We start from the raw sequence: 14,454 nt of genomic DNA, 5'->3' as shown, positions 1-14,454 counted from the left end.
AGAAACTAATAACCAAGTTCTTCAAAAAAAGTAGTGCAAACGAACAATGACTACACCTACGGACCATAGTAGCCTCTGCTAGCGCTTGAACTCAGGAGTCTATGCATGTCCGTCCGTCGCACCAAAATCGTCGCTACCCTTGGCCCGGCCAGTAACTCGCCGGAAGTTCTCGAACAGCTGATTCTGGCTGGCCTGGACGTCGCCCGTCTGAACTTCTCCCACGGCACCCCCGACGAGCACAAGGCTCGCGCGAAGCTGGTGCGTGACCTCGCTGCCAAGCACGGCCGCTTCGTCGCCCTGCTGGGTGACCTGCAAGGCCCGAAAATTCGTATCGCCAAATTCGCCAACAAGAAGATCGAGCTGAAGATCGGTGATCAATTCACCTTCTCTACCAGCCATCCGTTGACCGAAGGCAACCAACAAGTGGTCGGCATCGACTACCCGGACCTGGTGAAAGACTGCGGCGTGGGTGACGAGTTGCTGCTCGACGACGGTCGCGTGGTGATGCGCGTCGACACCGCCACCGCCACCGAACTGCATTGCACCGTGACCATCGGCGGCCCGCTGTCGGACCACAAAGGCATCAACCGTCGCGGCGGCGGCCTGACCGCACCGGCCCTGACCGAGAAAGACAAGGCCGACATCAAGCTCGCAGCCGAAATGGAAGTCGACTACCTCGCGGTGTCCTTCCCGCGTGACGCCGCCGACATGGAATACGCCCGTCAACTGCGCGACGAAGCCGGCGGTACTGCCTGGCTGGTGGCGAAGATCGAACGCGCCGAAGCCGTGGCCGACGACGAAACCCTCGACGGCCTGATCAAAGCCTCCGACGCGGTGATGGTTGCCCGTGGTGACCTGGGTGTGGAAATCGGCGACGCCGAACTGGTGGGCATCCAGAAGAAAATCATTCTGCACGCACGCCGCCACAACAAAGCGGTGATCGTTGCGACCCAGATGATGGAGTCGATGATCCAGAACCCGATGCCGACCCGCGCCGAAGTCTCCGACGTAGCCAACGCCGTGCTCGACTACACCGACGCCGTGATGCTCTCGGCCGAAAGTGCTGCCGGTTTGTACCCGCTGGAAGCCGTGCAAGCCATGGCGCGCATCTGCATCGGCGCTGAAAAGCACCCGACCAGCAAGACCTCCAGCCACCGCATCGGCAAGGTCTTCGAAAGCTGCGACCAGAGCATCGCGCTGGCGGCCATGTACACCGCCAACCACTTCCCGGGCGTGAAGGCGATCATCGCGTTGACCGAAAGTGGCTACACGCCGTTGATCATGTCGCGCATCCGCTCCTCGGTGCCGATCTACGCGTTCTCCCCGCACCGCGAAACCCAGGCCCGCGCGGCCATGTTCCGTGGCGTCTACACCGTACCGTTCGACCCGGCGTCCTTGCCGCCTGAGCAAGTCAGCCAGGCCGCGATCGACGAGTTGCTCAAGTTGGGTGTGGTCGAGAAAGGCGACTGGGTCATCCTGACCAAGGGCGACAGCTACCACACCACCGGCGGCACCAACGGGATGAAAATCCTGCACGTTGGCGACAAGATGGTCTGAGTGATCGAGCGCTGAAAAACAAAAGCCCCGCCATGTGAATGGCGGGGCTTTTTGGTTTCTGAGCCGAAAGTTGTGTTGCCTGGGCGGGCCTCATCGCGGGCAAGCCCGCTCCCACAGGATTTGTGTTGAAATTCGATTTGTGGACACCTGCAATCCTTGTGGGAGCGGGCTTGCCCGCGATGAGGCCAGTACAGTCAGCGAAAAATTCAATGCCGTTTGATAAACCCGGTCAACGCCATCATCGCTTCCGGCGAACGCAGCCGCTGGGTGAACAACGCGCCCTCTTCTTCTATCACCTTGCGTATCTGTTCCCGATCCGGCGCTTTCATCAATTGCTTGCTGATGCGTACCGCCTCCACCGGCAACGATTCAAATCGCAACGCCATCTCCCGTGCCTTGGCCAACACTGCTTCGCCACTGTCCAAGGCTTCAGTCGCGATCCCCCACGCGGCTGCCTGTTCACCACTGAACCCCTCGCCCAGCAACAACAGCTCCGCCGCTTTGGCGTGCCCGAGCATTCGCGGCAGGATTAGGCTGGAGCCGAACTCAGGGCATAACCCGAGGTTGACGAACGGCATGCGCAACCGGGCGTCGGTGCTGACGTAAACCAGATCGCAATGCAGCAGCATCGTCGTACCGATCCCCACCGCCGCGCCGGCCACGGCGGCGATGACCGGTTTGCGGCACTCGAGCAAATTGAGCATGAAGTGGAACACGGGGCTGTCGAGGTTGCTCGGGGGTTGCTGAAGGAAATCAAAGATGTCATTGCCGGCGGTGAAACATTCCGCGCTGCCGGTGATCAGCACCGCATTGATTTCAGGGTCGCTGTCGGTAAGCCGCAAACCTTCCGCCAGTTGGCTGTACATGGCGCGAGTCAGGGCGTTTTTCTTTTCGGGGCGATTGATGCGCAGGGTCAGCAGGCCGCGCTCGCGTTCAAACTGGATGGTATCGGGCATGGTGAGTCCTGATCTGAGAGGATCAACTGTGGCGAGCGAGCTTGCTCGCGCTTGAGTGCGCAGCGCTCACAAACTTTTGGGGCCGCTGCGCAGCCCAGCGCGAGCAAGCTCGCTCGCCACAGAGAAATCAGCGCTCAACCACGGGGTAGAAAGACATCCGCCAGCAGTTGATTGCGCGGCAAACCCGCCAGGTACAGGCGCCGGGCAAAGGCGTCGACGCTGTCGGGGGCCCCGCAGACTAAGGCCAGGGTTTGCCGCGAAACAAGGCGCAGTTGTGCCAAAGCCGCGGGCAACTCGGCCGCCGTCCACAGCTCGACGCTAAGGTTTTCACGGCTGGCGGCCATGGCTTGCAGGGGTTTGGCCAGATAATGCTCACCCGCATCATGGGCCAGATGAATGACACGGATGGCGCCCTGGTGATCCTGACGCAATGCTTCGCGCAAAATACCGAACAACGGCCCCAGACCGGTGCCGGCCGCCAATAGCCACAGCGGTCGGGTGTGCCAGTCCGGGTCGTAATGCAACGCCCCGCCGCGCAACTCGCCGAGGCGGATCGGATCGCCGATTTTCAACTGGCGTGCCGAATCACTGAACTCCCCCGGCTGACGGCAATCGAGGTGAAACTCCAGAAAGCGGTCTTCTTGCGGCAGACTGGCCAGGGAATACGGCCGCGCAATCTGGCCCGCCCACAACACCAGATGCTGCCCCGCCTGATAGCGCAACGGTCGCTCACTCGTCAGGCGTAAACGCAAAACGCTGGGGCTCAGCCAATCGCTGGCGGCCACTTGAGCGCCAAGCCCATCACGCAACGGGTCAAAGGTTTCGACTTGCAGATCATCGACCACCTGGCACTGACAGGCCAACCGCCAACCCTGCTGACGCTGCTCATGGCTCAAGGCATCGGGACGGCTGTCGCTGGGCAAACCCTCGACACATTTAATCAGGCACGCATGGCAACTGCCGGCGCGGCAGCTATAGGGCACCGACACGCCGTTCTGATTCAAGGCATCGAGCAGGTTACTCCCCGCCGCCACCGTCCATTGGCGTTCGCCGACCCGTAACTCAGGCATCGACATTCTCCCAGGCCGCCGCGCAACGGTTACGGCCATCACGCTTGGCGCGATATAGCGCCTGATCCGCGCGGTGCAAGGCGTCATCCAGATCGTCGCCGAGCGCCAGCAAAGTCATGCCCACCGACAGGCTGAGGTTGCGCACATCCAGGCCGACCAATTCGACATCCATGAACGCAATGCGCAACCGCTCACAACACGCCGTCAGGCGCTCGGCATCGCAATCGGGCAACAACACCACGAACTCTTCACCGCCATAGCGGGCCAGAACATCGCCATCGCGCAGGCAGGCGGTGGCCACTCCGGCAAACGCTTGCAGCACCTGATCGCCGGCGGCATGGCCGTGAACATCGTTGATGCGTTTGAAGTGATCGAGGTCGATCAACGCCAGGCCATGCACCACATCGGCTTCCATGGCGTTCAACTCCCGGGAGGCCAGGCGCAGGAAATGCCGGCGGTTGAACAGCCCGGTGAGTTCATCGGTCGCCACCAAACCTTCGAGCTGGCGCATCATCCCGCGCAGGGTGTCTTGATGCGCCTGCAAGGCAAACCGCCGCTGACGCATACGCTGGCGCGACATCTGGACGTAACGGGCGTAAAGCACCAGCCACGCGAGTACCACCAACAGCACGCACACCTGCAACAGGGCCAGCGTCGGGTCGGGCAGCTGAAAGTGATAGCCCTCCCACAAGGTGATGGCGCTGAAACTGAAAAACACCAGAAACGCGCAACGGGCGAAAGCCGTGCGCGAAAGATGAAACAGCCCGAACAACAGAATCAGCAGGTAAAACACCAGAAACGCGCCGCGCGCCTCGTCCAGATGGGCGATCAGCCAGGTTTGCCAACCCAGCCCCAGCAGTATTTGCACTTCGGTCAGGCTCGGATCGGAAAAACGCAGGTTGCGACCGCTGGAGAACAACGCGAACAACACCGCCTGGCTGAGCACCACCAACGCGCTGCCGATCGCCATGCCGGTGACGGATTCCTGGTAGTGACCGGTGAAAAACGCCAGCCACAGCAGCAGCAAAGCCAGGGCGTAGGTGCCAGCTGCGAGGGCAAAGCGTTTAAGCAAAAGCCGCTGAATGGCGTTATGGGTCAATCGCTGATTCACCGTGGGAAAGGAGGCTGATCGAGTGTCCTACTCTACAGGCCGGATGCCACTTTAGTGGCGAGTCTGATAAATGACCATTCAATTTTCGGGGCAGAAAACTGGCGTCAAAGCCATGACCCGAACTCGGGATAATCCTGTGGCGAGGGAGCTTGCTCCCGCTGGGCTGCGAAGCGGCCCTCTGCCCCTTTCAGTTGAACTGGGATGAGTCTATTACGACTGCTTCGCAGCCGAACGGGAGCAAGCTCCCTCGCCACAAAAGCCCTTCGCCCATATTCATAGGTGGGCGGGGTAATCCTGTGGCAAGCCTCCACAGGCAATTCCCTCACCACAACGGCCCAGCCCCCCAATACTCATCTGTGGGCGTTATGCGACCAACGTTTGACTGTCAACGGATGTGCCCGCCATCGAGGCGCGGTATACTGCCGCGCCTTTTTAGCGTCGCGCCAGCATGCCCGGCGTGCCTTGAAAGGTGCTTGCAACCGACCGATGCACCCAAGCTGCAAGCACCTTATTGAATGTTCCCGTCTTTTAGAGGAGCGCGACTCATGACCGTGATCAAGCAAGACGACCTGATTCAGAGCGTTGCCGACGCCCTGCAATTCATTTCCTACTACCACCCCGTGGATTTCATCCAGGCGATGCACGAGGCCTACCTGCGTGAAGAATCGCCGGCAGCTCGCGATTCCATGGCGCAGATTCTGATCAACTCGCGCATGTGCGCCACCGGCCACCGCCCGATCTGCCAGGACACCGGTATCGTTACCGTGTTCGTGCGCGTGGGCATGGACGTGCGTTGGGATGGCGCCACCATGGGCCTGGACGACATGATCAACGAAGGCGTACGCCGGGCTTACAACCTGCCGGAAAACGTCCTGCGTGCTTCGATCCTCGCCGACCCGGCGGGCGCTCGCAAAAACACCAAGGACAACACCCCGGCCGTTATCCACTACTCCATCGTTCCGGGTAACACCGTGGAAGTGGACGTGGCAGCCAAGGGCGGCGGTTCCGAGAACAAGTCGAAAATGGCCATGCTCAACCCGTCCGACTCGATCGTTGACTGGGTGCTGAAAACCGTTCCGGAAATGGGCGCCGGCTGGTGCCCACCGGGCATGCTCGGCATCGGCATCGGCGGCACCGCCGAGAAAGCCGCCGTCATGGCCAAGGAAGTGTTGATGGAATCCATCGACATTCACGAGCTTAAAGCACGCGGCCCGCAGAACCGTATCGAAGAGATGCGCCTGGAGCTGTTCGAGAAGGTCAACCAACTGGGCATCGGCGCCCAGGGCCTGGGTGGCCTGACCACCGTGCTTGACGTGAAGATCATGGATTACCCGACCCACGCTGCGTCCCTGCCGGTGTGCATGATCCCCAACTGCGCCGCCACCCGTCACGCGCACTTCGTGCTCGACGGTTCCGGCCCGGCCTCGCTGGAAGCGCCACCGCTGGACGCCTACCCGGAAATCGTCTGGGAAGCCGGCCCATCGGCCCGTCGCGTCAACCTCGATACCCTGACGCCGGAAGAAGTGCAGAGCTGGAAGCCGGGCGAAACCGTCCTGCTCAACGGCAAAATGCTCACCGGTCGCGACGCGGCGCACAAGCGCATGGTCGAGATGCTGAACAAGGGTGAAACCCTGCCGGTGGACCTCAAAGGTCGCTTCATCTACTACGTTGGCCCGGTTGATCCGGTACGCGAAGAAGTGGTTGGCCCTGCCGGCCCGACCACCGCGACGCGGATGGACAAGTTCACCCGTCAGATCCTCGAGCAAACCGGCCTGTTGGGCATGATCGGCAAATCCGAGCGCGGCCCGACCGCGATCGAAGCGATCAAGGACCACAAAGCCGTTTACCTCATGGCAGTCGGCGGCGCGGCTTACCTGGTGGCGCAAGCCATCAAGAAATCCCGCGTGGTGGCTTTCGCCGAACTGGGCATGGAAGCGATCTACGAGTTCGACGTCAAAGACATGCCTGTGACCGTTGCGGTCGACAGCAAGGGCGAGTCGGTACACATCACCGGTCCTGCCATCTGGCAGAAAAAGATCAGTGAAAGCCTGGCGGTGGAAGTGCAGTAAGCGCAACCCTCTCCAGACACGGCCGGGTCATCCCCCAGATGACCCGGCCATTTTTTTGTCGATCGACCCAACACCACAAAACCCTGTGGGAGCGAGCCTGCTCGCGATGAGGCCATCACATTCAACATCGCTCTCATAGGCTTTAATGGCTGCAATCGCGATAAAAAGCCACGCCTTGCAACCCAATCATTCTAAAAAAACCACCTTCACCTGTCAGATCTGACAGGTTACGCCGCACCTCTGCCTTGATAGCGTTGACTTCACCCACGCCACCGCGTGCGCACGGGATGAAACCATGGCAGATCAAGACCTGAGCATCACAACGCCGTCCATCGCAAAAAGCGCATCGATCGCCACCATCGGCAAAAGTTGGGTCGCCGTGGGCCCGACCGGGGCGGCAGCCTTCGAACTGCCGATACCGGCTTCCCCCGGGCGGGGCTGGGATCCGCAACTGTCCCTGACTTACAGCAGCCAGGCGGGTAACGGGCCGTTCGGCATCGGCTGGAGCCTGGGGGTCGGCCAGATCAGCCGCCGCACCCACAAAGGAGTGCCGCGCTACACCGACCATGACGAGATCATTGGTGACGACGGCGAAGTCTGGATGCCCGAGCTCAACGAAGACAGGACACTCAAGTCCCGCCCCGAAAGTAGCTACAACGGCGTCGACGTCGGCCCGCACAGCGTGGTGCGTTACTGGCCAGGGGTTGAAAGCGGCTTTGCCCTGCGAGAACGCTGGCAACGGGTGAGCCGGTCAAGAGAGGCGAATCCACCAACATTCTGGCTGGTGCACGGTGCCGATGGCTCACTGCACGTGTACGGCAAAACCACGTCTTCGCGCCGGGCCGATCCCGACGATCCGCTACGCGTGGGCACCTGGCTGCTGTGCGAAAGCATGAACGCCCACGGCGAACATATTTGCTTCGATTACAAAGCCGATGATCAAGACGCCGACCCCGTCCATGACTACCGCGCCCAGCGTTACCTGCATCGGGTGTTCTACGGCAACTTCACGGCCAGCAAGGATTTGTATGCCTGGACAATGGAAAACCCGGCTGATCTGGACTGGCATTTTCATTTGCTGTTCGACTACGGCGAGCGCAGCACGTCGCTGACCGAAAAACCCGTATATGACGGCGGCACACTGCAACCCTGGCTGACGCGCGCGGACGCCTTCTCGACTTATGGGCAGGGCTTTGAAACGGGCACGCGCCGACTCTGCCGGCAAGTGTTGATGTTTCACTACTTCCCTACCGAACTAGGCGTCGAGCCAGTGCTGGTGCGGCGTATGTTGCTGGAGTACTCAAAAAACACACAGGCATGGACCTTCAGCCAGGTAACCGCGGCCCACTATCAGGCCTACGACGCCAGCGGTACCGTGGAAAACAGCCCACCGGTGGAGTTCGACTACTCGCCATTCGAGATCAATCAAACGCCCACACGATGGCTTGAAGCGGACAACATGCCAGGCATTGAGGATGGCCAGTACTACCAGAGTGTCGACCTGTACGGTGAAGGCGTGCCAGGCGTTCTCTGCCGCTATGACCAGGGCTGGTACTACCGAGAACCGCTGCGCGCCCCGTCGGGGGCCGATAACATCTGCTACGGGCCCTGGACAGCGCTGGACAAAATCCCCGTCGCGAACCGCAACCAACCCGTGCATCAGGTACTCACCGACCTGACTGGTGATGGCCGTCTCGACTGGATCAGCGCCCAACCGGGCATGAGCGTTTTCCGCACGCTGAAGGCCGATCGTAACTGGGCAGAATCCATTGCCTTTAATGCGTTTCCGCTGGAGTTTTTCAACACCCTTTCCCACTTGGGTGATTTTTCGGGAGACGGGCTCAATTCCCTGGGCCTGATCGGTCCGCAATGCGTGCGCCTGTACGCCAATCGTCGCGAGCAAGGGTTTGCCCCAGCCGAAGAAACGCCGCATGCGCCACGGGATGACCGGCTCCCGCTGTTCAGCAATTCCTCCAGTGAGCTGGTGCTGCTGGGCAACCTGCTGGGCAGCGACATGACCGAGCTGTGCCGCATTCGGCATGACCAAATCGAATGCTGGCCAAATCTGGGGCACGGCAAATTCGGCCAGGGACGGGTGATCAGCGCCTTGCCGTTCGAGTACGGCGAATTCGATTCCGCGCGGGTGCGAATCGCCGATCTCGACGGGTCCGGCGCACCGGCACTGATCTATCTGAAATCCGCTGCATTCGAGATCTACCTGAACCGTGGCGGCAACGGGCTGGAGCAGACGCCGATCGTTGTGCCCTGGCCGCAGGACGTGCGTTACGACCCTCTGTGCCAGGTCACCTTCGCCGACCTGCAAGGCCTGGGCTGTGCCAGCCTGATCCTGACGGTGGCGCACATGAAACCGCAGCATTGGCGCTACGACTTTGTCGCCGCCAAACCGTACCTGCTGACAGCCAGCAACAACAACATGGGCTGCAGCGCCTGGGCGGTCTATCGCAGCTGCGCGCAGGAATGGCTGGACGAAAAGCAAGAACGGCTCGTGGCCAACCCGACAGAGGTCCCGGCGTGCTTTTTACCCTTCCCCGTCCAGGTCGTGCATCAACAGCGCCAGTTGGATGAAGTCACGGGCAATTGCCTGACCCAATCGTTTGCCTATCGCCAGGGTGTTTACGACGGCAAGGAGCGCGAGTTCCGCGGCTTCGGCCAACTGCAACAAACCGACAGCGAGACCGCCACGGGCGACGACGATATTGGCTTCACGGCGCCGGTACGGGTGTGCACCTGGTTCCATACCGGGCAGTCCATGGACAGGCCACGCGAGGGTTATTTCGATCGTGACACCGAGGCCTTCCCCTTGGGAGACACGCTGTTCAGCCGTTATCACGCCAATGATGAATGTGATGAGCCCGTGACACCGCCCGACGATACCACCCGCTACGAAATCGCCCGGGCGCTGGTTGGCTCGGTCGCCAGAATCGAAACCTATGCTGCTCAGGATGACCCGGCCACAGCACAGCCTTACTCGGTGCAAGAGCACCGCTACCTGGTTCGAGAAGTACGGCCCCGCGGTGAACTGTATACCGCGGCGGTGCTGCTGCCCCTGGCGCTGGAGACGATCAGCTACCAGTACGAACGCTGTGTCGACGACCCGCTGTGCCGTCATGACGTGACCCTGCGGTGGAACGCCTACGGCCTGCCCACCCACGCGCTGACCATCAGCTATGCGCGGCGCCGGACCGCGGCGGACGCGCCGCCCTTTACCGATCCCGATGAACAGCAGTGGTGGCGGGACGCTCATGACGACGCTCAGCAGAACTGGTACGTGGACGAAACCCGCGCCCGGTTCATCGACCTGGACGAGGCCCCCCAGCACTGGCGGCTCTGGTTACCCTGGGAGCAACGCGGCAATGCGCTAGTGTTGCCCAAAGGCCCGCTCCCCAGCGGCCTGGAACCGGCTCAAGTGTCGTATGAGGAACTGACCCGGCATCAGGCTTCGCCGCAATGGAATGCCTTGCGTGTGCTGACCCGACAGTCGGTGCAGCGGTATCTCAAGACGGCCGATCAGTCGCCGCTGCCCGATGGCCGGGCGGAGTTCGAAGCCCTGGCCGGCCCTCTGGAAGTGGCGCAACTGGATAAAACGGCGCTCGATGCTTATGGCGACCTGCCGCCGCCCTTCGACATCCGCGACGAACTGGCCAACATCGGTTATGCCCCCATGCCGCTTCTGTTCGAGCCGTCGCTCCCGGCAGACAACGAAGAGAACCTGTGGTCCGCCCACTACGGTTTCGCCAGCTACGACGAGCTCGCCGGTTTTTACAGCGTGCGCAAATACCGCGAAACCCTCAGCCACGGCGAGACGAAGGCCGAGTACGACGACTATAGCCTGACGATTAAAAGCGTCGAGCTGCCGGACGGCTGTACGACCCGGATCGAATACGACTATCACGCGCTGCAACCCCTGCGCATCATCGATGCCAACGACAATGTTCAGGAAGCCATTTACGAACCTTCCGGACAGCCGCTGGCCATCAGTTTTTACGGCACCGAAAATGGCAGTACCGCCGGCTTCGGGCCGCTGAGCGATTACGATCGACCAGAGGATCATCGGCCGGACCCGGCCATCGAGAACCCGGTGGATGCCATACAAGAAGCTGCCAGTACGTTGCGTAAGGATTTGTTCAGCTGGATGGGACAGCCTCCTCCTTTCGCCAGCGAGACCGTCCAATGGCGCGACGCCTGGATCGCAGACGGTTATGTTCTGCCCAGCGGGCACATCCGCGCCAGCGCGCGCCAGCGGTTGCGGCAACGCAGCCCGCTGACGACGGCGGAACAGGCATTGAGCCGACTCATCGACACGGTTCACCGCGAGCCGGTGCACAGCGTCATCCTCAGCGCCGACCGTTATCCCAACGACAGTGAACCTGCACAGATTCAAATCGTTAAAGCCTGCGTGGACGGTTTTGGCCGGGCGCTGCAAACCCAACAACGGGTCGAGCCCGGCCTGGCGTATGCGGTGGCTGCCGACGGTTCATTGATTGTCGACCGTGGCGAGTTGCGCGAGGAATTCGCCGACCCGCGCTGGCGCATCAGCGAACGGGTGGACTACAACAACAAAGGTCAGGCCGTGCGGCAGTATCGGCCGTTTTTTGCCAACACCCATCACTACGTCAACGACCAGTCCCTGCGCGAGCTCGGCTATTTCGATCAACTGTTCTATGACGTACCGGGCCGGCCGATCAAGCTGATCAACGCCAAAGGCTATTTTTCCCGCGAGACCTATCATCCCTGGTACCACGTCAGCGAAGACTTCAACGACACCGATGAGACGCTGTCAACGCCACCGCCGGGCGCATCGTCATGACGACCAGTGTCCATTGGCGCACGCCCGCGCTCACGGTGAGTGATGGCCGTGGCCTGCTGGTCCGCCAGGTCGCCTATCTGCGTACGGTTGCCAGTGACACGGCAACTGCCCTGGTGACCCGCCAGCATTACGATGCGGCCGGCCGCCTGGTGGCGCAATGGGATCCGCGACTGTTTGGCACGGCGCCCAAACCCAACCTTGCCACCGTCTACGGTCTTGCGGGCGAGTCGCTCAGCGTCGACAGTGTGGATGCCGGCTGGCGCCTGAGCCTGCCGGGGTTGGCGGGCGAAGTGCTACAGCGTTGGGATCAGCGCGGCCATCACTGGCAGACCCGCTACGACGACCAGTTACGGCCGGTCGCCATCGAAGAAGATGCGCAGCCGGACGTCGAACGCTTCAGCTATGCCGACAGTGGCGCGGATGCCGATCACAACCTGCGCGGCCAGTTGCTCGAACAGGTGGATCCGTCGGGCACCCTGGGTTTCAACAGCTATGGCCTGCTCGGCCAGCCATTGACTGAAACACGCACCTTTGCCGGCAACAGCGACACCTTCACCAGCCATCACCTCTTCAGCCCGCTCGGCAGCCCGCTCGGCCACACCGATGCCGGCGGCCACCAACAACTGTCGCACTATGACCTCGCAGGGCAGCTCAACCAGGTGTCGTTACAGCTGGCCGGTGCCACTTCGTCGGAACCGGTTTTGCGCGAAGCCCACTACAACGCCGCCGGTCAGCTGAGCGATCAGCTCGCTGGCAACGGTGTACGCAGCCGCTGGTTCTACGACCCGGCCGACGGTCGTCTGCTTCGTTTGCTGGCACAGAAGGACCAGGAAGATCCCCTGCAGGATATGCGCTACAGTTACGACCCGATGGGTAACGTGTTGCGCATCGACGACCCCACCCTCACCACCGTGTATTTCGCCAACCAACGGGTTGAGGGTCATCGCACTCTCACCTATGACTCGCTGTACCGCCTGACCGAAAGCAGCGGCTTCGAGGGCGATATCCCCCACCTGCAACCGGGCCTGCCCTCGCCAATCCAGCCGATCGACCCCGGGCGTCGCTTCAACTACACCGAGCATTATCAGTACGACGCCGGCAACAATCTGGTCGAGTTGCGGCACATGCGCAAAGGCAACATGTTCACGCAAGAGATGCGCATCGACCCACACAGCAACCGTGGCGTGCGCTGGAAACCAGGCGACGCCGAACCGGTTTTCGGCGATCACTTCGACCCGCACGGCAATCAGCTGAATCGGCAACCCGGCACCCTGCCGCTTGAATGGAACAACCGCGATCAACTGGCTAAAGTGACGTTGCTCAAGCACAGCAACGGTCTGCCCGATGACGAAGAAACCTACCGCTATAGCCAGGGCGAGCGCGTCTACAAAAGCTGGTTGACCTACACTTCAAACGGTCCTCATCTGCGCGAAGTGCGCTATTTGCCCGGACTGGAAATTCATGACCGCGACGGCCAGCAGTTGCACGTCATCGTCCTGCCGGGCGCCCGTTGCCTGCACTGGGTCAGCGGCCAGCCGGCCGGCATCGAAGCCGATCAACTGCGCTACAGCCTCGACGACCACCTGGGCTCGTGCGCGCTGGAACTCGACCGTCGTGCTGGCGTGATCAGTCAGGAGTTCTACTACGCCTTCGGTGGCACGGCGTGGTGGGCGACCCGCTCGGCGCTGGAAGCCAGTTACAAGACCATTCGCTATTCGGGCAAGGAAATGGATGCCAGCGGGTTGTATTACTACGGTGCCCGTTATTACGTGCCGTGGTTGCAACGCTGGATCAGTGCTGATCCGGCGGGGGATGTGGATGGGCTGAATCTGTATGCATTCGTAGGCAACAATCCGATCGGTTACGTCGACATCAATGGCGAAGTCAAAATGCCAACCATGGCCGATTTCCACGCGGGTATCGCCAGGATCATTGCCTCGGAAAACGCCAGCTATGCGAAGAATAGGCAAGCCAATGCAACACGCCGTATGAAAGATCAAATGAACAAGCAAGTGACGCGTCATATCGAAATACTGGGGATCACTAAAGGCCGCGTGCGCGATGCCGGCGAGCAACTCAGCAATATGGGCTCAGACTCGAAAGTTGCACTTGCGACGGCGCGAAGAACGTCGGTGCTGGTGGTAGGAAAGGCCATCAGCTATGGCATCGGGTTTCTCGTCGGTCTTGGCGGCCAGCTCTTGGGCGCCGCGGCGCCGGGGATCGGTAACGTGGTAGGCGCGGGGCTGGGGTTCGCCGCCAAATTTGCCGTCAGCGGTCTCGTGGATTATGTGGCCGAAAGAACAGGTTTGAGCGCTTCGGTCAACTTGAAAACCACAAAGCTGACGGCCGATAAAATTATAAGAAAAGCCGAATACAAACAAATGGATCCCGTTGAATACATAAAAGCCAAATATCAGAACATGAATTTCAGCTCTCAGAAGTCGCAGTTAAAGCTGGGCAGAGAAGCTACTGCTCAGGCTTCCAGCGAACTATTGAAGGCAACACTCACCGGACTGCCCTCGGAAGCCGTGAGCGCAACCAGCAGTGGCATAAACATCTTGCTGGGGCTACCGGAGATAGTTGATGAAGCAATAGGGGCCAGTCGGGGAAAATCAGACGAAAAAATGGCCGAATTCGAAAGCGGCATTCTCCATCTCATAGGCGCGATTGACTCAAGCATGCGAGGCATTCACGAATTTGCCGACGCGCTATCCATAGACAAAATAGGCGGGATCGATATTCAAGCGCTGGATCAGGAGACGGGAAAAATCACCGGTATTCTCAACAATCTCCTGGGCTCCGTGCGGGACTACAGGAACAGTCGTAAGGCCGCCTGAATCGACAAGTTTTACCCGGGGCACAC

The 14,454-nt window shown here is 60.8% G+C and carries 7 protein-coding genes; 4 read left to right on the top strand and 3 right to left on the bottom strand.

All coding sequences use genetic code 11. From position 1 onward, the window contains the following. Nucleotides 1-105: 105 nt before the first annotated feature. Nucleotides 106-1,557 carry a pyruvate kinase gene (gene pyk / locus IB250_RS08975; protein WP_123501356.1) on the top strand — a complete coding sequence of 484 codons (1,452 nt, stop codon included), beginning with the start codon at nucleotides 106-108 and terminating at the stop codon, nucleotides 1,555-1,557. 206 nt (nucleotides 1,558-1,763) lie between these two features. On the opposite strand, the gene IB250_RS08970 is transcribed toward pyk, so the two are convergent. The 3 genes from IB250_RS08970 to IB250_RS08960 form a co-directional block, all read right to left on the bottom strand. Then, nucleotides 1,764-2,513 carry an enoyl-CoA hydratase-related protein gene (locus IB250_RS08970; RefSeq protein WP_192343843.1) on the bottom strand — a complete coding sequence of 250 codons (750 nt, stop codon included), beginning with the start codon at nucleotides 2,511-2,513 and terminating at the stop codon, nucleotides 1,764-1,766. Between the two features lie 134 nt (nucleotides 2,514-2,647). After that, complete coding sequence (locus tag IB250_RS08965) at nucleotides 2,648-3,583, bottom strand: iron-sulfur-binding ferredoxin reductase (protein WP_192343842.1); 936 nt, start codon at nucleotides 3,581-3,583, stop codon at nucleotides 2,648-2,650. Beyond that, nucleotides 3,576-4,682, bottom strand: coding sequence for a sensor domain-containing diguanylate cyclase (locus tag IB250_RS08960; RefSeq protein ID WP_192343841.1), 1,107 nt, complete (start codon nucleotides 4,680-4,682; stop codon nucleotides 3,576-3,578). The genes IB250_RS08965 and IB250_RS08960 overlap by 8 nt, the downstream gene beginning before the upstream one ends. 557 nt (nucleotides 4,683-5,239) lie before the next feature. On the opposite strand from IB250_RS08960, the gene IB250_RS08955 reads away from it, so the two are divergent. From IB250_RS08955 to IB250_RS08945, 3 genes are all read left to right on the top strand, one after another. Beyond that, nucleotides 5,240-6,763 (top strand): fumarate hydratase, encoded by a 1,524-nt coding sequence (locus IB250_RS08955; protein ID WP_095632211.1) that lies wholly within the window; start codon nucleotides 5,240-5,242, stop codon nucleotides 6,761-6,763. A 295-nt stretch (nucleotides 6,764-7,058) separates the two neighbouring features. Then, the gene (locus tag IB250_RS08950; RefSeq protein WP_192343840.1) at nucleotides 7,059-11,591 is read left to right on the top strand and encodes a SpvB/TcaC N-terminal domain-containing protein; all 4,533 of its coding nucleotides are present in this window, start codon (nucleotides 7,059-7,061) and stop codon (nucleotides 11,589-11,591) included. After that, nucleotides 11,588-14,428: an RHS repeat domain-containing protein gene (locus IB250_RS08945; protein WP_192343839.1), complete on the top strand. Its 2,841-nt coding sequence runs from the start codon at nucleotides 11,588-11,590 to the stop codon at nucleotides 14,426-14,428. The genes IB250_RS08950 and IB250_RS08945 overlap by 4 nt, the downstream gene beginning before the upstream one ends. The last annotated feature ends 26 nt before the right edge of the window (nucleotides 14,429-14,454 follow it).

It is taken from the genome of Pseudomonas sp. PDM09 (assembly GCF_014852305.1).
In the GTDB taxonomy this organism is placed as follows: Bacteria; Pseudomonadota; Gammaproteobacteria; order Pseudomonadales; family Pseudomonadaceae; genus Aquipseudomonas.
Note: the sequence above shows the minus strand (reverse complement) of the source record. Positions and strands in the feature narration are given on the sequence as shown.